Origin of the sequence: Pseudomonas sp. GM48 (genome assembly GCF_000282335.1) — a bacterium.
Taxonomy (GTDB): domain Bacteria; phylum Pseudomonadota; class Gammaproteobacteria; order Pseudomonadales; family Pseudomonadaceae; genus Aquipseudomonas.
Window position 1 is genome coordinate 50,315 of sequence record NZ_AKJM01000121.1, and the last position, 22,895, is coordinate 73,209.

Sequence of the window (22,895 nt, forward strand, 5' to 3'; positions counted from 1 at the left end):
GGAATCCGCCAAGAATGCACCATTCTATAGAGAGAAGCGATGCACACAGGCGCAGATTTGCCCTGATCGTCTGGTAGAATCGCATTTTTCAGGGCCGCGAAGAACGATCGCGCAATGCCCTTTCCGTTCAGAAAGCGCCATCGAGCGCAGAGAGAGCCTGTATGACCGTCACCCTCAAAACGCCCGAGGATATCGCCAAAATGCGTATCGCCGGCAAACTGGCCGCCGATGTGCTGGAAATGATTGCAGAATACGTCAAGCCGGGCGTTACCACCGATCAACTGAACCAGATCTGCCACGACTACATCGTCAACGAGCAGAAAGCCATTCCTGCCCCGCTCAACTACAAGGGCTATCCAAAGTCGATCTGCACGTCGATCAACCATGTGGTCTGTCACGGCATCCCGAACGACAAGCCACTGAAAGATGGCGATACCCTGAACATCGACGTGACCGTCATCAAGGACGGTTACCACGGCGACACCAGCCGGATGTTCCATGTCGGCACCGTACCGGTCTGGGCCGAGCGCCTGTCCCAGGTGACCCAGGAATGCATGTACAAGGCGATTGAAATCGTCAAACCCGGCTGCCGCCTGGGCGACATCGGCGAAATCATCCAGAAGCACGCTGAAAAGAACGGATTCTCGGTGGTTCGTGAATTCTGCGGCCACGGTATCGGCAAGGTGTTCCATGAAGAGCCGCAGATTCTGCACTACGGCCGCGCAGGCACCGGCATGGAGCTCAAGGCTGGCATGACCTTCACCATCGAGCCGATGATCAACCAGGGCAAGGCCGACACCAAGGTACTGGGCGATGGCTGGACCGCGATCACCAAGGACCGCAAGCTCTCGGCACAGTGGGAGCACACCCTGCTGGTGACCGAAACCGGTTACGAGATCTTCACCCTGCGCAGCGATGACACCATCCCTCGCGTTTCGGCCTGATCCCTCGCACCTCGCCTATAGAAAGGAAAGCCAATCGATGCCGCAGGTGGATCCCGAACTCTTCGACCGCGGTCAGTTCCAGGCTGAACTGGCCCTGAAGGCAAGCCCCATCGCGGCCTTCAAGAAGGCGATCCGCCAGGCCCGCGAGGTGCTCGACGCGCGCTTTCGCAACGGCCGGGACATTCGCCGGCTGATCGAGGATCGCGCCTGGTTCGTCGATAACATCCTGCAAAAGGCCTGGGACCAGTTCAACTTGAGTTCCGAAGCCGATATCGCGCTGGTCGCGGTCGGTGGCTACGGCCGCGGTGAACTGCACCCTTATTCCGATATCGATTTGCTGATCCTGCTGGACAGCGCCGACCACGAAGTTTTCCGCGATTCCATCGAGCGTTTTCTGACGCTGTTGTGGGACATCGGCCTGGAGGTTGGTCAGAGCGTTCGCTCGGTCGACGAGTGCGCCGTCGAGGCCCGTGCCGACCTGACGGTCGTCACCAACCTGATGGAAAGCCGCACCATCGCCGGCCCCGAGCATTTGCGCCAGCGCATGCTGGATGTCACCAGCACCGCGCACATGTGGCCGAGCAAGGACTTCTTCCTGGCCAAGCGCGCCGAACAAAAGGCCCGCCACCACAAGTACAACGACACCGAATACAACCTGGAACCCAACGTCAAAGGCTCACCCGGTGGCCTGCGGGATATCCAGACGATTCTGTGGGTGGCCCGGCGCGAGTACGGCACCCTGAACCTGCGGGCACTGGCGGGCGAAGGATTCCTGGTCGAGAGCGAAAACGCCCTGCTCGCCTCTTCCCAGGAATTCCTGTGGAAGGTTCGTTATGCCCTGCACATGCTGGCTGGCCGCGCCGAAGACCGCCTGCTGTTCGATCACCAGCGTACCATTGCCGGGCTGCTGGGCTTCAAAGGCGACGACGCCAAGCAAGCCATCGAAAATTTCATGCAGCAGTATTACCGGGTAGTGATGAGTATTGCCCAGCTCAGCGACCTGATCATCCAGCACTTCGAGGAAGTCATCCTCGCGCCGGAAGACGAAGCACCGCCGCAGCCGATCAACTCACGCTTCCAGTTGCATGATGGCTACATCGAAGCACGCAACGACAACGTCTTTCGCCGCACCCCTTTCGCCATGCTCGAAATTTTCGTGCTGATGGCCCAGCAGCCGGAAATCAAAGGCGTGCGCGCCGATACCATTCGTCTGCTACGGGAAAACCGTCACCTGATCGACGACGACTTTCGCAACGATATTCGCAACACCAGCCTGTTTATCGAATTGTTCAAATGCAAGATCGGTATCCACCGCAACCTGCGGCGAATGAACCGTTACGGCATCCTGGGGCGCTATCTGCCCGAATTCGGCCTTATCGTCGGGCAGATGCAGCATGACCTGTTCCACATCTATACGGTCGACGCGCACACCCTGAACCTGATCAAGCACCTGCGTAAATTGCAGTACACCCAGGTGTCGGAAAAATTCCCGCTGGCCAGCAAGCTCATGGGCAAGTTGCCCAAACCCGAGCTGATTTACATGGCCGGCCTGTACCACGACATCGGCAAAGGCCGGCATGGCGACCACTCGGACATCGGCGCAGTCGACGCCGAGGCGTTTTGCCAGCGCCATCAGTTGCCCGTGTGGGACAGCCGCCTGATCGTATGGCTGGTGCAAAATCACCTGGTGATGTCGACCACCGCCCAGCGCAAGGACTTGTCCGACCCGCAGGTGATCCACGATTTCGCCCAGATCGTCGGCGACGAAACCCGTCTCGACTACCTCTACGTGCTGACCGTCGCCGACATCAACGCCACCAATCCGACCCTGTGGAACTCCTGGCGCGCCAGCCTGCTGCGTCAGCTCTACACCGAGACCAAGCGCGCCTTGCGTCGAGGCCTGGAAAACCCGGTGGATCGCGAAGAGCAGATCCGCCAGACCCAGAGCGCCGCCCTGGATATCCTGGTGCGTGGCGGCACCGACCCTGACGACGTCGAGCAGCTGTGGGCGCAGTTGGGTGATGACTATTTCCTGCGTCACACCGCCGGCGACGTCGCCTGGCACAGCGACGCAATCCTCCAGCAACCGGCCGATGGCGGGCCACTGGTGCTGATCAAGGAAACCACCCAGCGCGAGTTCGAAGGTGGTACGCAGATCTTCATCTACGCCCCGGACCAGCACGACTTCTTTGCCGTGACCGTGGCGGCGATGGACCAGCTCAACCTGAACATTCACGACGCCCGGATCATCACCTCCAGCAGCCAGTTCACCCTCGACACCTATATCGTGCTCGACGCCGACGGCGACTCGATTGGCGACAACCCGGCACGGACCAAGCAAATCCGCGACGGCCTGACCGAAGCCCTGCGCAACCCGGACGACTACCCGACCATCATCCAGCGCCGGGTGCCGCGCCAGCTCAAGCATTTCGCCTTTGCGCCGCAGGTGACGATCCACAACGACGCCCAGCGCCAGGTGACGGTGCTCGAACTCACCGCTCCCGACCGCCCGGGCCTGCTGGCGCGGATCGGAACCATTTTCCTGGAGTTCGATCTGTCGCTGCAAAACGCCAAGATCGCCACCCTCGGCGAGCGCGTGGAAGACGTGTTCTTCATCACCGACGCCAACAACCACCCTCTGTCCGATCCGCTTCTGTGCAGCCGGTTACAGGATGCAATCGTCGAGCAGTTGAGCGTCAATCAGGAACCCGATATCAAACTGTCGCGCATCAGTATCTGACTTAACAACGGCCCGCCTTTTGTAGGAGCGAGCTTGCTCGCGATGAACTCAAATACGCCGCGTTATTCTGGCAAGAACGCGTTATCGTTGACGACCATCGCGAGCAAGCTCGCTCCTACAGGGACCAGTGCCGCTCCAACACCGAACGAGATTTATCGATGAACAACGCTCTGTCACAGCTCCAGCCCTACCCCTTCGAAAAGCTCCGCGCCCTGCTCGGCAGCGTGACGCCGAACCCGGACAAGCGCCCGATCGCATTGTCCATCGGCGAGCCGAAGCACCGTTCGCCAAGCTTCGTCGCCGAAGCCCTGGCCAGCAATCTGGAAAAAATGGCGGTGTACCCGACCACCCTCGGCATCCCGGAGCTGCGTGAAGCCATTGCCGCCTGGTGCGAGCGTCGATTCGGCGTGCCCAACGGCTGGATCGACCCGGCGCGCAACGTGCTGCCGGTCAATGGCACCCGCGAAGCGCTGTTCGCCTTCACCCAGACCGTGGTCAACCGTGGCGACGACGCATTGGTGGTCAGCCCGAACCCGTTCTACCAGATCTACGAAGGCGCCGCGTTCCTCGCCGGCGCCAAGCCGCACTATCTGCCATGCCTGGATGAAAACGGCTTCAACCCGGATTTCGACGCTGTTTCGCCGGATATCTGGCAGCGCTGCCAGATCCTGTTCCTGTGCTCGCCAGGCAACCCGACCGGTGCACTGATCCCGGTCGAAACCTTGAAGAAACTGATCACTCTGGCTGACGAATACGACTTTGTGATTGCCGCGGACGAGTGCTACAGCGAACTGTACTTCGACGAACAAACCCCGCCACCCGGCCTGCTCAGCGCTTGCACGGAACTGGGGCGCAAGGACTTCAAGCGTTGCGTGGTGTTCCACAGCCTGTCCAAGCGTTCTAACTTGCCAGGCCTGCGTTCGGGCTTTGTCGCGGGTGACGCAGACATTCTCAAAGGCTTCTTGCTCTATCGCACTTACCACGGCTGCGCGATGCCGGTTCAGACGCAACTGGCCAGCGTTGCCGCGTGGAACGACGAAGTGCATGTGCGTGCCAACCGTGCGCTGTACCGCGAGAAGTTCGATGCAGTACTGGAAATCCTCAGTCCGGTAATGGATGTGCAACGTCCTGATGGCAGTTTCTACCTGTGGCCGAATGTTGAAGGTGACGACGCGGCGTTTTGCCGTGATCTGTTTGCCCAAGAACATGTAACTGTAGTGCCAGGTTCTTATCTGTCCCGTGAAGTAGATGGCGTTAATCCGGGAGCCGGGCGTGTACGCATGGCATTGGTCGCGCCTTTGGCCGAATGCGTAGAGGCGGCTGAGCGAATTCGCAACTTCATAACAACACGCGGCAACTAACAGCTATCATGCCTGCACCGCGCAATGCGGTGCAGGCAAACTTAGACAACAACGCAAACACCTCGATTATTAACTCTGCATTAACTATTGAACGTAACAACCTGCACAACCAAACCCATAGACAACCTCACTTCACTTAAATACTTTCAGGGCTCACCCACAACCAATCAAATACAACAACATGAATCAATACAACTACTGCAAGCCCCTTACACCCGCCGACCCGCTCGCGTCTTATTATGCTGCAATTAACGAGCGACCCGATAACAAAGCAAACAGCAGCGGCGGTCGAAACAAACGTAGCGTTGGGGAGCACACCAAATATTGGCGCCCCGGAAGAACATTAAAAATCCTCGTTTACCGTTATAACGAGCAGTCATTTGAAGTCGTAAAAAATGGCGCAAACAAATGGCTTCCTTACATCAATCTAAACTTCGAATTCATTGAAATTGACGAAGAAGACATCTATGACTCCGATGACTTTCTAGGCGATATCCGGGTCAACTTTCAACCCTTATTAAAGAATGGCGGTAGCTCACAACTGGGTACCGACGCAATGACCGGCAGTCCGCATACTCCATCGATGGTATTGGGAACTGACTTTGCCTCACCCAATTACGAGTATGTGGTCATCCATGAATTTGGACATGCACTGGGTTTGAACCATGAACATCAACATCCAGAAGCCGCGATACCTTGGGACCGAGAAAAAACCTATGCACACATGGAAATCGCTTCAAATCTGTCCCGTGCAGATGTTGACGCCAACGTCTTTCCACTTGAGCGTACTACCAATCGAACCTACACACCCTACGACCGGCACTCAGTGATGCATTATCAAGTCCTCAACGAACTCACTGTGGGCGACTGGCATCAACCCAAGAACTTGCACATCAGCGAGGGAGACATCTCCGCCATACGCGCGATTTATCCATAATCATCGCAGTACACGTTGGCTACGGTCACTTCACCACTCCCAACTTCGCCTCGCTCAAATCCAGCTCCCCCAACACCTCACGCAACACGTCATCGCCGATCTGGTGATGACGGCTGAGACTGTATAACTCCAGGCGCTGCGCCCGCAGCGCCTTCACCCGCAGCCACCGCTCCAGCAAGTCCATCTGAAAGGCCAGTGCCTGCGCCTCAGTGGAATCGTTGAACACCTCCAACTGATGGCGATACTCGGACATGATTCGCACCTTGAGTTCGGCGGCCGTCGGAAAACAACAGCAGCGGCAGGAACAGAAACAGTTCGGGATCGAGGGCCATATGCAAACCCAGCGTCGGCCAGGCGAGCAAAGCCCCAGCCGCGATTTGCACCAGCGGCAACGGCAGCTGTACCACCCGTCCGACCAGGCGTGAGACGCCAACCAGCATCAACAGAATCAGGACGGTGTACGCGGTTTGCATAAAGCTTGGTTCACGGACAATCGACAGCATTGAAGTGCCATATTAGCCGCTTAGACTTGGCCTGACCGTTGCTCCAATGTCGCACGCCGGCACACCACAATCCCTGTGGGAGCGGGCTTGCTCGCGAATAGAGAGTGTCAGTCGACATTGATTGACCAGACACACCGCATTCGCGAGCAAGCCCGCTCCCACATTGGATTTGCGCTGTCAGTCACTACAGCCGACGCGAAACCGTGCGGTCATGGCATAATCCGTCACCTTTTATTTACGGCACCTGCAAAGGGGGCAATTCCTTGACCGATTCAAGCAAAACGTTGCACCTTTTCGGCATCAAAGCCTGCGACACCATGAAAAAGGCGCGCACCTGGCTCGATGAACACGCTGTCAGCTATGACTTTCATGATTACAAAGCGGTCGGTATCGACCGTGAACACCTGACCCAATGGTGCAACGAGCACGGCTGGGAAGTGGTGTTGAACCGTGCAGGCACGACCTTTCGCAAGCTCGACGACGAACGCAAAGCCGATCTCGACCAGACGAAAGCAATCGAACTGATGCTTGCACAACCCTCGATGATCAAGCGCCCGGTGCTCGATCTCGGTGACCGAACCCTGATTGGCTACAAGCCAGATATCTACGCGGCCGCGCTCAAGTAAGCAGCCCGTTCAATTTTGTTAGAGGTATACACATGTCCACTACCCTGTTCAGCCTGGCCTTCGGCGTCGGCACTCAAAACCGTCAAGGCGCATGGCTGGAAGTGTTCTACGCCGCCCCGGTACTCAAGCCATCGGCTGAAGTCGTCGCCGCTGTCGCACCGATCCTGGGCTACACCGAAGGTAATCAGGCCATCACGTTCAGCACCGCCCAGGCCTCGCAACTGGCTGAAGCGCTGAAAGGCGTCGACGCTGCCCAGGCTGCCCTGCTGACCCGCCTGGCCGAAAGCCACAAGCCGCTGGTCGCCACCTTGCTGGCTGAAGACGCCCAGCTGTCGTCCACCCCCGAGGCTTACCTCAAGCTGCACCTGCTGAGCCATCGCCTGGTCAAGCCACACGGCCTGAACCTGGCCGGGATTTTCCCGCTGCTGCCGAACGTGGCCTGGACCAGCCAGGGCGCGGTCGACCTGAGCGAACTGGCCGAGCTGCAACTCGAAGCCCGTCTGCGTGGCGAGCTGCTGGAAGTGTTCTCGGTGGACAAGTTCCCGAAAATGACCGACTACGTGGTACCGGCCGGCGTGCGTATCGCTGACGCTGCGCGTCTGCGCCTGGGTGCGTACGTGGGCGAAGGCACCACGGTGATGCACGAAGGTTTCATCAACTTCAACGCCGGCACCGAAGGCCCGGGCATGATCGAAGGCCGCGTGTCCGCTGGCGTGTTCGTCGGCAAGGGTTCGGACCTGGGCGGCGGCTGCTCGACCATGGGCACCCTGTCGGGCGGCGGCAACATCGTGATCAAGGTTGGCGAAGGCTGCCTGATTGGCGCCAACGCCGGTATCGGTATTCCGTTGGGCGACCGCAACACCGTTGAGTCGGGCCTGTACGTGACTGCCGGCACCAAAGTCGCGCTGCTGGACGAAAACAACCAACTGGTCAAAGTGGTCAAGGCCCGTGAACTGGCCGGCCAGCCCGACCTGCTGTTCCGTCGCAATTCGGAGACCGGTGCCGTGGAATGCAAAACCCACAAATCGGCCATCGAACTGAACGAAGCGCTGCACGCTCACAACTAAGCGTTACACGATCACCTGTGTAGGAGCGAGCTTGCTCGCGATAGACGTCAACGATTACACGCGGCAACAGACAGCACGCGTCGTCCATGCGTCCATCGCGAGCAAGCTCGCTCCTACATGGGTACGGCGTACCCTCACCAGGGCCCGATAACATGATGATTCCCTCTCCCTGGCGCGCCGATTTTCCGGCCATCGCCGCCCTGCAACGGCAAGACCAGATCTATCTGGACAACGCCGCCACCACACAAAAACCTCAAGCCCTGCTGGATGCCCTGGCGCATTACTACGCCAACGGCGCGGCCAACGTGCATCGGGCGCAGCACTTGCCCGGCGCTCACGCCACCCAGGCTTTCGAAGACAGCCGCCGCAAAGCCGCACAATGGCTCAACGCCAGCGACTGTGGGCAGATCATCTTTACCCACGGCGCGACGTCCGCTCTGAATCTCCTGGCCTATGGCCTGGAACTTCTTTTCAATCCGGGTGACGAGATTGTCATCAGCGCCCTGGAACACCACGCCAACCTGCTGCCGTGGCAGCAACTGGCGCACCGTCGCGACCTGAAACTGGTGATCCTGCCGCTGGATGCCGACGGTGTGATCGACCTTGAAGCCGCTGCCGGTTTGATCGGCTCGCGCACACGCCTGCTGGCGGTCAGTCAATTGTCCAATGTGATTGGCGCGTGGCAGCCGCTGCCCGAATTGCTGGCACTGGCCAAGGCGCACAACGCGTTGACCGTGATCGACGGCGCCCAGGGCGTGGTCCATGGCCGTCACGACGTGCAAGCGCTGGGCTGCGATTTCTATGTGTTCTCCAGCCACAAACTCTACGGGCCCGATGGCCTGGGTGTGCTGTTCGGACGCCATGAAGCGCTGCAGCAACTGCGCCCGTGGCAATTCGGCGGTGAGATGGTACTGGACGCCAATTACCACGATGCCCGCTTTCGCCCCGCGCCACTGGGCTTTGAGGCCGGGACACCGCCGATTGCCAGTGTGATCGGCCTGGGAGCGACCCTGGATTACCTCGCCGGGCTCGATCAGGACGCCGTGTCCGCCCATGAAGCTGCGCTGCATGCCTGTCTGCTCAAGGGGCTTGAGGCACGCAACGGCATCCGCCTGCTGGGCAAGCCGCACGTGGCACTGGCCAGTTTTACCGTCGAGGGTGTGCATAACTCCGATCTGGCACATTTGCTGACCGAACAAGGGATCGCGGTACGCGCCGGCCATCACTGCGCCATGCCGCTGCTCAAACGCTTTGAACTGGCCGGAGCGATTCGGGTGTCGTTGGCGCTGTACAACGATTCCGAAGACCTGGAGCGGTTCTTTGAAGCCCTGGATCAAGCGCTGGAGCTATTACGATGAACCTGCCTGCCGATGCCGTGACCGCACTGGACACCTTTCAGAAAGCTGCCGGCTGGGAACAACGCGCACGCCTGCTGATGCAATGGGGCGAGCGCCTGCCGGCGTTGAGTGAGGTGCAAATGTGTGATGCCAACCGGGTGCACGGCTGTGAAAGCCAGGTGTGGCTGGTGGGCGAGTTGCGCGATGGTCATTGGCAGTTCAGCGCCAACAGCGATGCACGCTTGATTCGCGGGTTAGTGGCGTTGCTGCTGGCGCGGGTCAACGGGTTGTCCGCGCCTGAGTTGCAGCAGGTGGATTTGCCGGACTGGTTCAATCAGTTGGGGTTGGGGCGGCAGTTGTCCGAGTCCCGCAGTAATGGCTTGAATGCGGTGCTACAGCGGATGCGCGAGCTGGCCGCCTGATTTTGTGGCGAGGGAGCTTGCTCCCGCTCGGCGGCGAAGCCGTCGTAAACCATCTTGCTCGGTGTACCTGACAACAATATGAATCAATGACCAGGGCCGCTCCGCGCCCCAGCGGGAGCAAGCTCCCTCGCCACAAAAGCAGTATTCCTAAGCAGGCTTGATACGATCCGCCGGCCGCCGCACACCCGCCACAATCTTGTCCACAGCCTTGGTCGCCGCGACCATGCCGAACGTCGCCGTCACCATCATCACTGCGCCAAACCCGCCGGCACAGTCGAGCTTCACCCCGTCACCGACAAAACTCTTCTGCAGGCAAATGCTGCCGTCCGGTTTCGGGTAGCGCAGTTGTTCGGTGGAAAACACGCACGGCACGCTGTAATGGCGGGTCACGGTGCGCGAGAAACCGTAGTCGCGGCGCAGAGTGGAACGGACTTTCGAAGCCAATGGGTCATTGAACGTGCGGTTGAGGTCGCAAACCTGGATCAGCGTCGGATCGATCTGCCCGCCCGCGCCGCCGGTGGTGATGATCTGGATCTTGCGGCGCTTGCACCAGGCGATCAGCGCAGCCTTGGCGTTGACGCTGTCGATGCAGTCGATCACACAATCGATGTTCGGCGTGATGTACTCGGCCATGGTGTCACGGGTGACGAAGTCAGGCACCGCGTGCACCGTGCAATCGGGATTGATTCCGCGCAGGCGCTCGGCCATCACCTCGACCTTGGGCTTGCCGACGGTGCTGTCCAGCGCGTGCAACTGGCGGTTGGCGTTGCTGACGCAGACGTCATCGAGATCGAATAGCGAAATCTCGCCCACCCCGCAACGGGCCATGGCTTCCGCCGCCCAGGAGCCGACACCACCGACGCCCACGATCGCCACATGGGCCGCGCGCAGGCGCTCAAGGCCTTCAATACCATACAAGCGGGCGATGCCAGCAAACCGCGGATCTTCTGTACTCATGACCATTACCCTAAAAACCGGCGCGCATTATAAGGGGTGTCCTGCCTCACAAACACTGTTCCTTTTTGACGGCGTCTGTTGCCGTCATGCTGCGTTGCCGCTCCTCGCCATAGCGGGCTATGACTCGTCGCGGCGCCTTGCCTGACGACAACAGCCACTCGTCAAAAGAGGAACGTGTCTGCGAGGCAGGACACCTACGCAGCTACAAGATTTAAGTTTCAAGCGACAAGTGTAAGAACTTATGTGAAAGCCAATTGCCCAACGTCAGGCATTTCCCTGTCTGCTGTACGGTCAGGGAAGGCCCGGTGTAGGATGCGCGCCCCTTGGCGGCAGCCAACCGTTCCTTCGTTCCACAGCCTTTGGAACCTGAAATAACCATGTCATCGCGTAAATTTGGACTCAACCTGGTCGTGGTGCTCGCCATCGCAGCCTTGTTTACCGGCTTCTGGGCGCTGATCAATCGCCCGGTCACCGCCCCCAACTGGCCGGAGCAGATCTCCGGTTTCTCCTACTCACCGTTCCAGCAAGGACAATTCCCACAGAAGGATCAGTATCCGTCCGACGATGAGATGCGCCGTGACCTGGAGATCATGAGCAAGCTGACGGATAACATCCGCATCTACTCGGTCGATGGCTCCCTGCAAGACATCCCGAAACTCGCGGAAGAGTTCGGTTTGCGGGTGACGCTGGGGATCTGGATCAGCCCGGACCAGGAACGCAACGAACGGGAAATTACCCGCGCCATTGAAATCGCCAACTCCTCACGCAGCGTGGTTCGCGTGGTGGTGGGCAACGAAGCGATTTTCCGCAAGGAAATTACCGCCCAGGAACTCAGTGTCATGCTGGATCGTGTCCGTGCCGCCGTGAAGGTGCCAGTGACCACGTCCGAGCAGTGGCACGTTTGGGAAGAACACCCGGAACTGGCCAAGCACGTCGACCTGATCGCCGCGCACATCCTGCCTTACTGGGAGTTCATCCCGATGGACAAGGCCCAGCAGTTCGTTCTGGATCGCGCCCGCGACCTGAAAAAGATGTTCCCGAAAAAGCCGCTGCTGCTGTCCGAAGTGGGCTGGCCGAGCAACGGCCGCATGCGCGGTGGTGCCGATGCATCACCGGCAGACCAGGCAATTTACTTGCGAACCCTGGTCAACAAGCTCAACCGCCAGGGCTTCAACTACTTCGTGATCGAAGCATTTGACCAACCGTGGAAAGCCAGCGACGAAGGTTCCGTCGGCGCCTACTGGGGCGTGTTCAACGCCGCGCGCCAGCAGAAGTTCAACTTCGAAGGCCCGGTGGTGGCGATTCCGCAATGGCGCGTATTGGCCATTGGTTCGGTGGTATTGGCGCTGTTGTCGCTGACCCTGCTGATGATCGACGGCTCGGCCCTGCGCCAGCGTGGCCGTACCTTCCTGACCTTTATCGCGTTCCTGTGCGGTTCGGTGCTGGTGTGGATCGGTTACGACTACAGCCAGCAATACAGCACCTGGTTCAGCCTGACGGTGGGCGTCTTGCTCGCCCTCGGTGCGCTCGGGGTGTTTATCGTGCTGCTGACCGAAGCCCATGAACTGGCCGAAGCCGTGTGGGTGCACAAACGCCGCCGCGAGTTCCTGCCAGTGGAGGGCGACTCCAGCTACCGCCCGAAAGTATCGATTCACGTGCCTTGCTACAACGAGCCGCCGGAGATGGTCAAACAGACCCTCAACGCCCTGGCCAACCTCGACTATCCGGATTTCGAAGTCCTGATCATCGACAACAACACCAAGGATCCGGCGGTCTGGGAACCGGTGCGCGACTACTGCGCCACCCTCGGCCCGCGCTTCAAGTTCTTCCACGTGGCACCGCTCGCCGGTTTCAAGGGCGGCGCGTTGAACTACCTGATTCCGCACACCGCCAAGGATGCCGAAGTCATTGCCGTGATCGACTCGGACTACTGCGTCGACCGCAACTGGCTCAAGCACATGGTGCCGCACTTCGCCGACCCGAAAATCGCCGTGGTGCAATCGCCGCAGGATTACCGCGACCAGAACGAAAGCACGTTCAAGAAGCTCTGCTACGCGGAATACAAAGGCTTCTTCCACATCGGCATGGTCACCCGCAACGACCGTGACGCGATCATCCAGCACGGCACCATGACCATGACCCGTCGCTCGGTGCTCGAAGAACTGGGCTGGGCCGACTGGTGCATCTGTGAAGACGCCGAACTGGGTCTGCGGGTCTTCGAGAAAGGCCTGTCGGCAGCGTATTACCACACCAGTTACGGCAAAGGCTTGATGCCCGATACCTTCATCGACTTCAAGAAACAGCGTTTCCGCTGGGCTTACGGAGCGATTCAGATCATCAAGCGCCACACCGCCAGCCTGCTGCGCGGCAAGGACACCGAGCTGACCCGCGGCCAGCGCTACCACTTCCTCGCGGGCTGGTTGCCGTGGGTGGCGGACGGCATGAACATCTTCTTCACCGTCGGCGCACTGCTGTGGTCGGCGGCGATGATCATCGTGCCGCAACGGGTCGATCCACCGCTGCTGATTTTCGCGATCCCGCCGTTGGCGCTGTTCGTGTTCAAGGTCGCCAAGATCATCTTCCTCTACCGTCGTGCGGTTGGAGTGAATTTGAAGGATGCCTTCTGCGCGGCACTGGCCGGTCTGGCGTTGTCCCACACCATCGCCAAAGCGGTGCTGTACGGCTTCTTCACCAGCAGCATTCCGTTCTTCCGTACGCCGAAAAACGCCGACAACCATGGCTTCTGGGTAGCGATTTCGGAAGCCCGGGAAGAGATGTTCATCATGCTGCTGTTGTGGAGCGCGGCGCTGGGGATTTATCTGGTCAACGGCATGCCGAGCAACGACATGCGCTTCTGGGTCACCATGCTGTTGGTGCAGTCGCTGCCGTATCTGGCGGCGCTGATCATGGCGTTCCTGTCGTCGCTGCCGAAACCGGCCGCCGAGCCTGAAACGGCACCAGCGGTCTAAATCTCTGCGGATGTACTAAACGGCGGCCAATGGTCGCCGTTTTGCTTTAAGATAACCGCCATTTTGCAGGGCTTGGGCATGTCGCGGTTTACCGATCGACCCCAATTCCTGTGGGAGCGGGCTTGCTCGCGAATGCGTTGTAACAGTTGAGGCGTATGTTGACTGACACACCGCTTTCGCGAGCAAGCCCGCTCCCACATTGAAGCCCAAGCCCATATCTCATGATTCCGGAGTTTTCCATGACGGCCCACGCCGACCTTTCGCCGACCCTCCAACTCGCCATCGACCTGATCCGCCGTCCGTCCGTGACGCCGGTCGACGCCGATTGCCAGAAGCAGATGATGCAGCGCCTGGGCGATGCCGGTTTCACCCTGGAACCGATGCGCATCGAGGATGTGGATAACTTCTGGGCCACCCATGGCCAGGACGACGGTCCGGTGCTGTGCTTCGCCGGCCACACCGACGTGGTCCCGACCGGCCCGGTGAGCGCCTGGCAGATCGAGCCGTTCAACGCGCTGATCGACGAACACGGCATGCTCTGCGGCCGTGGCGCCGCCGACATGAAAGGCAGCCTCGCCGCCATGACCGTCGCGTCCGAGCGTTTTGTCGCCGACTACCCGAATCACAAGGGCAAAGTCGCGTTCCTGATCACCAGCGATGAAGAAGGCCCGGCGCACCACGGCACCAAGGCGGTGGTCGAACGCCTGGCCGCGCGCAAGGAGCGTCTGGACTGGTGCATCGTCGGCGAACCGTCGAGCACCACCCTGGTGGGTGACGTGGTCAAGAACGGCCGCCGCGGCTCCCTCGGCGCCAAGCTGACCGTGCGCGGCGTGCAAGGTCACGTGGCTTACCCGCACCTGGCGAAGAACCCGATCCACCTCGCGGCCCCGGCCCTGGCGGAACTTGCCGCCGAGCACTGGGACCACGGCAACGATTTCTTCCCGCCGACCAGTTTCCAGATCTCCAACGTCAACTCCGGCACCGGTGCGACCAACGTGATCCCGGGTGACCTGGTGGCGGTGTTCAACTTCCGCTTCTCGACTGAATCCACCGTCGAAGGCCTGCAAAAGCGCGTCGCCGACATCCTCGACAAGCATGGCCTGGACTGGCACGTCGACTGGGCCCTGTCCGGTCTGCCGTTCCTCACCGAGCCAGGCGCGCTGCTGGACGCGGTGTCGTCGAGCATCAAGGACATCACCGGTCGTGAAACCAAGGCCTCCACCAGCGGTGGCACCTCCGACGGTCGCTTCATCGCGACCATGGGCACACAAGTGGTTGAACTGGGCCCGGTCAACGCGACCATCCACCAGGTCAACGAGCGCGTACTGGCAGCGGACCTCGACGTGCTGACCGAAATCTACTACCAGACCCTGATCAAGTTGCTTGCCTGATGCTTGCATGTCCGATCTGCAGTGAGCCGCTGAATGCGGTGGACAACGGCGTGGTCTGCCCCGCCGGGCATCGTTTCGACCGTGCCCGTCAGGGTTATCTGAACCTGTTGCCGGTGCAGCACAAGAACAGTCGCGACCCTGGGGATAACCAGGCGATGGTCGAAGCCCGCCGTGATTTCCTGAATGCCGGGCACTATGCGCCGGTGGCCAGGCGTCTGGCGGAGCTGGCAGCCAGCTATGCGCCGCAGCACTGGCTGGACATCGGTTGTGGCGAGGGTTACTACACCGCGCAAATCGCCGAGGCTTTGCCGGGTGCCGAAGGCTACGCGCTGGATATTTCCCGGGAAGCCGTCAAACGCGCCTGCAAACGCAACCCGCAAATCACCTGGTTGATCGCCAGCATGGCGCGGGTGCCGTTGGCATCGGGCAGTTGCCAATTCCTGGCGAGCGTCTTCAGCCCGCTGGATTGGGAAGAAGCCAAACGCCTGCTCAGTGTTGGCGGCGGCCTGATGAAGGTCGGACCGACCAGCGGGCATCTGATGGAATTGCGTGAGCGGCTGTACGATGAAGTCCGCGAGTACATCGACGACAAGCACCTGGACCTGGTACCAGACGGCATGGCGCTGGCGCACAGTGAAACCCTGGAGTTCAAATTGACGCTCGCCAGCGGTCAGGACCGGGCGAACCTGCTGGCCATGACACCCCACGGCTGGCGCGCCAGTGCCGAGCGCCGTGCAGCCGTGATCGAGCAGGCCGAGCCGTTCGAGGTCACCGTGTCGATGCGCTACGATTATTTCGTTCTTCAATAACTTCAAACATTTTTGGTCTTGGGCAACGGCTCAAGGCCGGCTAAATCCGCGAATGGATTTTTCAGACCCGCAGTGAGGACATCCATGCGCCAACCCGATATCGAGATTTACCTGAAAGACGCCGACGTCGACCACAAAGCCATTTCCACCTGGCTCGGTGCGGCATTGGGCCCGTGCACGGATTGGGTCCAGAAGGGCCAGACCTACAAGTGCAAGGCCGGCACCGTGCCGGTGACCTGGCTGCCAAAAGCCGTCGGCAAGTGGAACAGCCTGTACCTGGAAAGCGACCAGACCCCATGGGACGACGACATCGCCTGTGCCCGCGCCGCGTTTGCCGCGCTGAACGTCGAAGTGCGTTGCGCGCCGGGTAGCTGGGTCGAGGAAGAAGGTGAGGAGACAGCCGACCGCTGGATTCGCATCAGCGCCGATGGTGAAGAAGAGATCACCTGGAAAACGGCTTAAGAATAAGTAACGCCGATCCAATGTGGGAGCGGGCTTGCTCGCGAATGCGGTGTATCAGTCGACATCAATTTTGACTGATACACCGCATTCGCGAGCAAGCCCGCTCCCACAATGGTTTTGCGTGATTACAGACCTACAACATCCTCAGCCTGCAACCCCTTCTGCCCTTCGACCACCGCATATTCAACCTGCTGGCCTTCGGTCAGCGAGCGGTGCCCTTCGCCGCGAATTGCGCGGTAGTGCACGAACACGTCCACCCCGTCCTCGCGCTGAATGAAGCCGTAGCCCTTGGCGTCGTTGAACCACTTCACGTTGCCGGTTTCGCGTGTTGCCATTTGTTCATACTCCCTTTTTATTATTGATCGGGCTTTTCGCAGGAAAGCCTCGGGAACGTCAGCCTGCGCATACCGGTCCCATGAGGGCAACGGCGACAGAGCGCCGAGTATATGACAGACGTCAAAACTCTCAACAGGAGTTTACTTCCACGCTTTTTTGCCGATTTTCGACGAATCCGGCACACTATCGGCCGCCCAAGCAAACGCTTGGTTTCATTCACTCATGCAGAAGCCGTATGACCCGTTCCCCGTTCCGCCGTCTTGTGTTTGGCGCCCTGCGCCGACTGTTGTACCTCTGGGTTCGCTCCGAGACGATCAACCAGTCGTCGTTCACCCTTAACCTCGACCGCAGTCGTCCGGTGTTCTACGTCCTGCAAAACCCTTCATTGACCGATCTCGCCGTGGTCGACACCGAGTGCAGCAAGGCCGGCCTGCCGCGCCCGGTGTTGCCGGTATCGGTGGGCAACCTGCTGGAACCTGCCGCGTTCTTCTACCTGACGCCGGACCCGGACTGGCTCGGCCGCCAGGACAAGCGCGGCGCACCGCCGACCTTGACCCGCCTGGTCAGCGCCCTGACCCAGAACGCCGCCGAAGACGCGCAGATCATTCCGGTCAGCGTGTTCTGGGGCCAATCGCCGGACAGCGAAAACAGCCCATGGAAACTCCTGTTCGCCGACAGTTGGGCCGTGACCGGGCGTCTGCGTCGCTTGCTCAGCGTCATCGTGTTGGGGCGCAAGACCCGCGTGCAGTTCTCCGCGCCGATCCATCTGCGTGAACTGATCGAGCACAACAAGGGCCATGAACGCACCGTGCGCATGGCCCAGCGCATTTTGCGGGTGCACTTTCGCAACCTGAAGGCTGCGGTGATCGGCCCGGACATTTCCCACCGCCGCAACCTGGTCAAGGGCCTGCTGAACCAGCCACAGGTCAAACAGGCGATCCTCGACGAAGCCGAACGCGAGAACATTTCACCGGAAAAAGCCAAGGCCCAGGCCCTGCGATACGGCAACGAAATCGCCTCGGACTACACCTACACTGCGATCCGTTTTATGGAAGTGGTGCTGAGCTGGTTCTGGAACAAGATCTACGACGGCATCAAGGTCAACCACATCGAAGGCGTGCAGACAGTCGCCCAGGGTCACGAAGTGATCTATGTGCCGTGCCACCGCAGCCACATCGATTATCTGCTGCTGTCCTATCTACTGTTCCGCAACGGCCTTACCCCGCCGCACATCGCCGCCGGGATCAATCTCAACATGCCGCTGATCGGCGGCCTGCTGCGGCGTGGCGGCGCGTTCTTCATGCGCCGCACGTTCAAGGGCAACCCGCTGTACACCTCGGTGTTCAACGAGTATCTGCACACCCTGTTCACCAAGGGCTTCCCGGTGGAGTACTTCGTCGAGGGCGGCCGTTCGCGCACCGGGCGCATGCTGCAACCGAAAACCGGGATGCTGGCGATCACCCTGCGCAGTTTCCTGCGTTCCTCGCGCATGCCCATCGTGTTCGTGCCGGTGTACATCGGCTACGAGCGTGTGCTGGAAGGCCGGACTTACCTCGGCGAACTGCGCGGCGCGAGCAAGAAGAAAGAGTCGATCTTCGATATTTTCAAAGTCATTGGCGCACTCAAACAGCGCTTCGGCCAGGTCGCCGTGAACTTCGGCGAGCCGATCAAACTGGCGGAATTCCTCGACAGCGAGCAGCCGGACTGGCGCAAGCAGGAACTCGGCCCGCAGTTCAGACCCGCCTGGCTCAACGAAACCACCAACCGTCTCGGCGAGAAAGTCGCCCGGCATTTGAACGAAGCGGCGGCGATCAACCCGGTCAACCTCGTTGCGCTGGCGCTGCTGTCCACCAGCCGCCTGGCTCTGGATGATCGCGCCATGGCGCGGGTGCTCGACCTGTATCTGGCGCTGCTGCGCAAGGTCCCCTATTCGCCACACACCACCCTGCCGGAAGGTGACGGCCGGGCGTTGATCGAGCATGTGAAGGACATGGACCTGCTGTCCGAGCAGAGCGATGCCTTGGGCAAGATTCTGTATCTGGACGAGCAGAACGCCGTCCTGATGACCTACTACCGCAACAACGTGCTGCACATCTTCGCCTTGCCGGCGCTGCTGGCGAGTTTCTTCCAGAGTGCATCGCGCATGAGTCGCGAACAGATCCTGCGCTACACCCGCGCGCTCTACCCGTACCTGCAAGCGGAACTGTTCATTCGCTGGTCGCTGGATGAGCTGGACGGGGTGATCGATCAATGGCTGGAGGCGTTCGTCGAACAAGGCCTGCTGCGCTTCGAGAACGACGTGTACCTGCGCCCGGCGCCAAGCTCACGGCATTTCGTGCTGCTGACCCTGCTGTCGAAAAGCATCGCCCAGACTCTGCAACGCTTCTACATGACCGTGTCGCTGCTGCTCAACAGCGGCCAGAACAGCATCAGCGCCGAAGAACTGGAGGACCTGTGCACAGTCATGGCCCAGCGCCTGTCGATCCTGCATGGCCTGAACGCCCCGGAATTCTTCGACAAGAGCCTGTTCCGCCACTTCATCCAGACGATGCTCGACCTTGACGTGCTCAAGCGCGACGAAGCGGGCAAGCTGAGCTATCACGAACTGCTCGGTGAACTGGCCGAGGGCGCGGCCAAGCGCGTATTGCCGGCGGAGATTCGCTTGTCGATCCGCCAGGTGGCGCTGCATCGCAGTGAAGATGCGGCGGATCAAGCAGTCCCAGCGCCACAGGCCTGATGCAGAACCTGTGGGAGCGGGCTTGCTCGCGAAAGCGGTGTGAAATGCAACATCTCTGTTGTCTGATACACCGACTTCGCGAGCAAGCCCGCTCCCACACCTCTACAGGCGCCAGGCTGCTTCTGGCGCCTTCGATACGGAGATCTCCGATGAAAAAACTCTCTATCCTGGCAATGAGCACCCTGCTCGGTGCCTGTCAGTCGATTCAACCTGCGGCGAAAACCAGCCTCGACGGTGAAGTCTTCTACCTGCAACGCAGCGCCCTGCCGCCCACCGCCACCCTGAGCGTCAGCTTGCAGGACGTGTCGCTCGCCGACGCACCGGCCGTGGTCCTCGACGAACAGAAAGGCCAGGTCAAAGGCCAAGTGCCGCTACCGTTCCATCTGAGTTACGATCCGGCACAGGTCAAACCGGGTCATCGTTACTCAGTCAGCGCGCGTATCGAAGTCGACGGCAAGCTGATGTTCATAACCACCGAAAATCACGCTGTACGCCTGGACGGCACCGATCCACAACCGCTGAAGGTCCGCGTTGACGCGGCCCGCTAAATACCTTTGAAAAAGGAAGTTGCCATGCTCCGCCCTACCCTCCGCTTTGCCGGCCTGTGCGCAGGTTTGATGATCTCTGCCAGCGCCCTGGCGCTGTCCCTTAGCGACCTGTCGCAGAAAGACGCTACTGGCGGGCTCAAGGACGCGCTGACCCAAGGCGCGCAACTGGCCGTAAAACAGCTCGGTACCCCGGGTGGGTTCAGTAACAACCCGGACGTGAAGATCGAACTGCCGGGCAAACTGGGCAAGGTCGCCAGCAAAATGAAACAGTTCGGCATGGGTGACCAGGTCGATGAACTGGAAGCCAGCATGAACAAGGCCGCCGAAACCGCCGTGACCCAGGCCCAGCCCATCCTCGTCGATGCCGTGAAGAAAATGACCGTGGAAGATGCCAAGGGCATCCTCAGCGGTGGCAACGACTCGGCCACCCAATACCTGAACAAGACCAGCCGCGAGCAGATCCGCGCCAAGTTCCTGCCGATCGTCAAGCAAGCCACCGACAAGGTTGGCCTGGCCCAGCAATACAACTCGTTCGCCGGGCAAGCGGCGACCATGGGCGTAGTGGATGCAAAAAACGCCAACGTCGAAAACTACGTCACCGAGCAGGCGCTGAACGGCTTGTTCGAAATGATCGGCAAACAGGAAGAAACCATCCGCCAGAACCCGGCGGCTGCGGCGACCAGTTTGGCGAAGAAGGTGTTTGGCACGCTCTAAGCCCCGAGAAACCGCTGTAGTAGCGAGCCTGAACTGGTGCGCTGCATTGTAGTGAAGATGCGGCGGGGTTTGTCGAACACAACTGACCGTCACCTTTCCCGGAAACAAGGACGTTTCCGATCAATCCCGTCTGCGATTCGCCTTCTCACAGAGAGTTCTTCCTACGCAAGGCTTGATTGCTTTGGGGATACGCTCAGCGCTCGTCATTTCGACGAACCAACGGATAAGGAAATCATTATGACGCAACATACAATCAACGCGCTCTTGCACTTTCCTCCGGACTACGAAGTACCGGAAGGCTGCGACATCAATATCAGAGTACAAAACGTTACCGACAGAACTGTGCCGATCCCTCACGGCATATGGGGCAGCAACACACTACCCTCGGCACGCCCCATCAATTTCGCTGTCCATGTCGATTCAAACCTGAATGCCGTCGGAAGTCGCTTTGTCATCAACGTAAAAATCTTCCACCAGAACACCGCGCTCTTGCTGGATATAGAGCGAGAGTTCCACTGGGCAGGCGGCGATCACGATGCAGACATTCATTTGAGCCCCGTGGGCTACATCGCCGTGGAAAAGACCTGGATGCCGAGGATTGGTTACCCTGCCGACTCGAAACTGTATGTAAAGCTGATTGAACCCGTTAGCGATGAGAACTCCGAAACCCTTGTGTGTGAAGGGGTCGGCTTGACCGGGCAAACTAATTTCTATCTGAAATATGACCCGTCCATGATCAAACCGGGCCGACTTTACACGCTGGTCGGCTCATTTGAGACCTATGGCCAGCGCCGACTGTCGCTGGGACTTCACCCAGCGAAACTGATACTGAAGCCTGATGATGTTGTTCATCTTGCAGATTTCGGTGCCTCTACCTAAAAGCCTGCGAATCGACACTTGACGTAAGATCCACTTATTTCACGTCACAGGCGTCAGTATTCTACTGGCGCCTTTCGATATGGAATTGCTCATAAAAACACTGATCCTGGGCCAAGGGCATCCTCAGCGGCACCAGGTGGCGAAGAAGGTGTTCGGGACCTTGTAACTTTTAGCTAACGGCAACAACCAAAAGCCCGCCGACCTTCAAAGGTTCAGCGGGCTTTTTCGTTGGGCTATTGAGGCGAATCGAGTTGATCCAGCACGCGATTCACCGATAGCTGCGCCAATACAATCATCTGCTGAATGCCGAGAGTCAGATTGCAGGTTGGGCCGGTCAGGATGGACGACAGTTCGGTTGCCATTACATTGGCTGAGGCAAGGGTTTCGTAGGCATGGACAAGGAGGGTTTCAGAATCGACGTCCGGGCGGATGGTGAAAATTGGGCAGGGGCGGTGTGGAGTGCCGGTATTTTCTTCGGACTCTGGGGCCGGGGGGTTGGGGCTGGGTTTGATCATTGTGAAGCTCCTAACAAAAGTTGGAGCAGCCAGCATCACTTGCAGATGATGGGTGGCAGCTGTATGCGGGTCTGCAAGACCGAGTCGTTAGGCAAACCCGGCAGACCCGAAGATCTCCCGCACACAGCCACCATAAATCGGTGGTCGCTAAAAAAGCGCCACGATTATAGGTGCGCCAGTGGGCGCCTAACAAACTATTGGCGGGCTTGCAGTCCCGGTCGCTGAATTGGCAGCGACGGTCAAAGGCTAGAGATCGTGCTTCCGACGGGCAACCTGAAAGTCTTGTGGGAATGGTCTGAATGGTTGGCTTGAGCGATAAACGTTGTTGACTGATAAGCCGCCATCGCGAGCAGGCTCGCTCCTACAATTGGATCGGGTACATCTGTGATGGATTGGTCGACTGGCAGGTCGCCTTCGCGAGCAAGCCCGCTCCCACAGGGGGATTGGGTGTATCTGCGAGAAATTGGTCGGCTGGCAGGCCGTCATCGCGAGCAGGCTCACTCCCACAATTGGACCGAGTGCATTCGGCGGAAATTGGTTGGCTGGCAGGCCGTCTTCGCGAGCAAGCCCGCTCCCACAGGGGGATTGGGTGTATCTGCGAGAAATTGGTTGGCTGGCAGATCGCCTTCGCGAGCAAGCCC

19 protein-coding genes and 2 pseudogenes are annotated in these 22,895 nt (G+C 59.6%); 16 read left to right on the plus strand and 5 right to left on the minus strand.

What is annotated here, in order from left to right; translation table 11 throughout:
* Positions 1 to 161 precede the first annotated feature (161 nt).
* The 4 genes from map to PMI28_RS06475 all read left to right on the plus strand — a co-directional run bounded on the left by map (position 162) and on the right by PMI28_RS06475 (position 5,982).
* On the plus strand, positions 162 to 944 hold the full coding sequence (gene map / locus PMI28_RS06490) for a type I methionyl aminopeptidase (protein ID WP_007990276.1): 783 nt from the start codon (positions 162 to 164) through the stop codon (positions 942 to 944).
* A 37-nt stretch (positions 945 to 981) separates the two neighbouring features.
* Positions 982 to 3,684, plus strand: a complete 2,703-nt coding sequence (locus PMI28_RS06485; protein WP_007990279.1) for a [protein-PII] uridylyltransferase — start codon at positions 982 to 984, stop codon at positions 3,682 to 3,684.
* Between the two features lie 158 nt (positions 3,685 to 3,842).
* Positions 3,843 to 5,045 (plus strand): succinyldiaminopimelate transaminase, encoded by a 1,203-nt coding sequence (gene dapC / locus PMI28_RS06480; RefSeq protein ID WP_007990281.1) that lies wholly within the window; start codon positions 3,843 to 3,845, stop codon positions 5,043 to 5,045.
* Between the two features lie 181 nt (positions 5,046 to 5,226).
* Entirely contained in the window at positions 5,227 to 5,982 is a 756-nt protein-coding gene (locus tag PMI28_RS06475) for a M12 family metallopeptidase (RefSeq protein WP_007990284.1), read from the plus strand.
* 25 nt (positions 5,983 to 6,007) lie between these two features.
* On the opposite strand, the pseudogene PMI28_RS31670 reads toward PMI28_RS06475, so the two are convergent.
* Together PMI28_RS31670 and PMI28_RS31675 are read right to left on the minus strand one after the other, a co-directional pair.
* Positions 6,008 to 6,259, minus strand: a pseudogene (locus PMI28_RS31670) (Na+/H+ antiporter); the annotation flags it as partial.
* A pseudogene (locus tag PMI28_RS31675) lies at positions 6,252 to 6,455 on the minus strand (Na+/H+ antiporter); the annotation flags it as partial. The pseudogenes PMI28_RS31675 and PMI28_RS31670, both read right to left, overlap by 8 nt.
* Before the next feature lie 293 nt (positions 6,456 to 6,748).
* On the opposite strand from PMI28_RS31675, the gene PMI28_RS06465 reads away from it, so the two are divergent.
* The 4 genes from PMI28_RS06465 (at position 6,749) to PMI28_RS06450 (ending at position 9,937) form a co-directional block, all read left to right on the plus strand.
* Positions 6,749 to 7,111, plus strand: a complete 363-nt coding sequence (locus tag PMI28_RS06465) for an ArsC family reductase (RefSeq protein WP_007990290.1) — start codon at positions 6,749 to 6,751, stop codon at positions 7,109 to 7,111.
* A gap of 32 nt (positions 7,112 to 7,143) precedes the next feature.
* Complete coding sequence (gene dapD, locus PMI28_RS06460; protein ID WP_007990292.1) at positions 7,144 to 8,178, plus strand: 2,3,4,5-tetrahydropyridine-2,6-dicarboxylate N-succinyltransferase; 1,035 nt, start codon at positions 7,144 to 7,146, stop codon at positions 8,176 to 8,178.
* Between the two features lie 152 nt (positions 8,179 to 8,330).
* On the plus strand, positions 8,331 to 9,536 hold the full coding sequence (locus PMI28_RS06455; RefSeq protein WP_007990294.1) for an aminotransferase class V-fold PLP-dependent enzyme: 1,206 nt from the start codon (positions 8,331 to 8,333) through the stop codon (positions 9,534 to 9,536).
* Positions 9,533 to 9,937, plus strand: a complete 405-nt coding sequence (locus PMI28_RS06450) for a SufE family protein (protein ID WP_007990296.1) — start codon at positions 9,533 to 9,535, stop codon at positions 9,935 to 9,937. The genes PMI28_RS06455 and PMI28_RS06450 overlap by 4 nt, the downstream gene beginning before the upstream one ends.
* 147 nt (positions 9,938 to 10,084) lie before the next feature.
* Here the strand turns inward: PMI28_RS06450 and tcdA are convergent, their stop codons facing one another.
* A complete protein-coding gene (tcdA, locus tag PMI28_RS06445; RefSeq protein WP_033063547.1) occupies positions 10,085 to 10,900 on the minus strand; it encodes a tRNA cyclic N6-threonylcarbamoyladenosine(37) synthase TcdA in 816 nt (271 codons plus the stop codon).
* Between the two features lie 371 nt (positions 10,901 to 11,271).
* Between tcdA and PMI28_RS06440 the strand changes: the two genes are divergently transcribed.
* The 4 genes from PMI28_RS06440 to PMI28_RS06425 all read left to right on the plus strand — a co-directional run bounded on the left by PMI28_RS06440 (position 11,272) and on the right by PMI28_RS06425 (position 16,525).
* Positions 11,272 to 13,863: a glycosyltransferase gene (locus PMI28_RS06440; RefSeq protein ID WP_007990300.1), complete on the plus strand. Its 2,592-nt coding sequence runs from the start codon at positions 11,272 to 11,274 to the stop codon at positions 13,861 to 13,863.
* Between the two features lie 239 nt (positions 13,864 to 14,102).
* Positions 14,103 to 15,254, plus strand: coding sequence for a succinyl-diaminopimelate desuccinylase (gene dapE, locus PMI28_RS06435; RefSeq protein ID WP_007990303.1), 1,152 nt, complete (start codon positions 14,103 to 14,105; stop codon positions 15,252 to 15,254).
* Complete coding sequence (locus PMI28_RS06430; RefSeq protein WP_007990305.1) at positions 15,254 to 16,063, plus strand: putative RNA methyltransferase; 810 nt, start codon at positions 15,254 to 15,256, stop codon at positions 16,061 to 16,063. Before dapE ends, PMI28_RS06430 begins: the two co-directional genes overlap by 1 nt.
* Before the next feature lie 84 nt (positions 16,064 to 16,147).
* Positions 16,148 to 16,525: a hypothetical protein gene (locus PMI28_RS06425; RefSeq protein ID WP_007990307.1), complete on the plus strand. Its 378-nt coding sequence runs from the start codon at positions 16,148 to 16,150 to the stop codon at positions 16,523 to 16,525.
* A gap of 125 nt (positions 16,526 to 16,650) precedes the next feature.
* On the opposite strand, the gene PMI28_RS06420 is transcribed toward PMI28_RS06425, so the two are convergent.
* The gene (locus PMI28_RS06420; RefSeq protein WP_007954750.1) at positions 16,651 to 16,860 is read right to left on the minus strand and encodes a cold shock domain-containing protein; all 210 of its coding nucleotides are present in this window, start codon (positions 16,858 to 16,860) and stop codon (positions 16,651 to 16,653) included.
* Positions 16,861 to 17,096: 236 nt separating this feature from the next.
* On the opposite strand from PMI28_RS06420, the gene plsB reads away from it, so the two are divergent.
* The 4 genes from plsB (at position 17,097) to PMI28_RS06400 (ending at position 21,739) form a co-directional block, all read left to right on the plus strand.
* Positions 17,097 to 19,598 (plus strand): glycerol-3-phosphate 1-O-acyltransferase PlsB, encoded by a 2,502-nt coding sequence (gene plsB / locus PMI28_RS06415; protein ID WP_007990309.1) that lies wholly within the window; start codon positions 17,097 to 17,099, stop codon positions 19,596 to 19,598.
* Positions 19,599 to 19,747: 149 nt separating this feature from the next.
* A complete protein-coding gene (locus tag PMI28_RS06410) occupies positions 19,748 to 20,146 on the plus strand; it encodes a YbaY family lipoprotein (protein WP_007990311.1) in 399 nt (132 codons plus the stop codon).
* A 24-nt stretch (positions 20,147 to 20,170) separates the two neighbouring features.
* Entirely contained in the window at positions 20,171 to 20,860 is a 690-nt protein-coding gene (locus PMI28_RS06405) for a DUF4197 domain-containing protein (RefSeq protein ID WP_007990313.1), read from the plus strand.
* A 237-nt stretch (positions 20,861 to 21,097) separates the two neighbouring features.
* Complete coding sequence (locus PMI28_RS06400) at positions 21,098 to 21,739, plus strand: hypothetical protein (RefSeq protein ID WP_007990315.1); 642 nt, start codon at positions 21,098 to 21,100, stop codon at positions 21,737 to 21,739.
* A 233-nt stretch (positions 21,740 to 21,972) separates the two neighbouring features.
* Here the strand turns inward: PMI28_RS06400 and PMI28_RS06395 are convergent, their stop codons facing one another.
* Positions 21,973 to 22,254: a DUF6124 family protein gene (locus tag PMI28_RS06395; RefSeq protein ID WP_007990317.1), complete on the minus strand. Its 282-nt coding sequence runs from the start codon at positions 22,252 to 22,254 to the stop codon at positions 21,973 to 21,975.
* Positions 22,255 to 22,895 lie beyond the last annotated feature (641 nt).

Bases quoted from the DNA above. Each gene is read 5' to 3' on its own strand.
- dapC (WP_007990281.1), top strand. From the start codon at position 3,843: ATGAACAACGCTCTGTCACAGCTCCAGCCCTACCCCTTCGAAAAGCTC.
- tcdA (WP_033063547.1), bottom strand. From the start codon at position 10,900: ATGGTCATGAGTACAGAAGATCCGCGGTTTGCTGGCATCGCCCGCTTG.
- PMI28_RS06395 (WP_007990317.1), bottom strand. From the start codon at position 22,254: ATGATCAAACCCAGCCCCAACCCCCCGGCCCCAGAGTCCGAAGAAAAT.
- PMI28_RS06410 (WP_007990311.1), top strand. From the start codon at position 19,748: ATGAAAAAACTCTCTATCCTGGCAATGAGCACCCTGCTCGGTGCCTGT.
- PMI28_RS06420 (WP_007954750.1), bottom strand. From the start codon at position 16,860: ATGGCAACACGCGAAACCGGCAACGTGAAGTGGTTCAACGACGCCAAG.
- dapE (WP_007990303.1), top strand. From the start codon at position 14,103: ATGACGGCCCACGCCGACCTTTCGCCGACCCTCCAACTCGCCATCGAC.
- PMI28_RS06405 (WP_007990313.1), top strand. From the start codon at position 20,171: ATGCTCCGCCCTACCCTCCGCTTTGCCGGCCTGTGCGCAGGTTTGATG.
- plsB (WP_007990309.1), top strand. From the start codon at position 17,097: ATGACCCGTTCCCCGTTCCGCCGTCTTGTGTTTGGCGCCCTGCGCCGA.
- PMI28_RS06440 (WP_007990300.1), top strand. From the start codon at position 11,272: ATGTCATCGCGTAAATTTGGACTCAACCTGGTCGTGGTGCTCGCCATC.
- PMI28_RS06425 (WP_007990307.1), top strand. From the start codon at position 16,148: ATGCGCCAACCCGATATCGAGATTTACCTGAAAGACGCCGACGTCGAC.
- PMI28_RS06450 (WP_007990296.1), top strand. From the start codon at position 9,533: ATGAACCTGCCTGCCGATGCCGTGACCGCACTGGACACCTTTCAGAAA.
- map (WP_007990276.1), top strand. From the start codon at position 162: ATGACCGTCACCCTCAAAACGCCCGAGGATATCGCCAAAATGCGTATC.
- PMI28_RS06430 (WP_007990305.1), top strand. From the start codon at position 15,254: ATGCTTGCATGTCCGATCTGCAGTGAGCCGCTGAATGCGGTGGACAAC.
- PMI28_RS06400 (WP_007990315.1), top strand. From the start codon at position 21,098: ATGACGCAACATACAATCAACGCGCTCTTGCACTTTCCTCCGGACTAC.
- PMI28_RS06455 (WP_007990294.1), top strand. From the start codon at position 8,331: ATGATGATTCCCTCTCCCTGGCGCGCCGATTTTCCGGCCATCGCCGCC.
- PMI28_RS06485 (WP_007990279.1), top strand. From the start codon at position 982: ATGCCGCAGGTGGATCCCGAACTCTTCGACCGCGGTCAGTTCCAGGCT.
- dapD (WP_007990292.1), top strand. From the start codon at position 7,144: ATGTCCACTACCCTGTTCAGCCTGGCCTTCGGCGTCGGCACTCAAAAC.
- PMI28_RS06475 (WP_007990284.1), top strand. From the start codon at position 5,227: ATGAATCAATACAACTACTGCAAGCCCCTTACACCCGCCGACCCGCTC.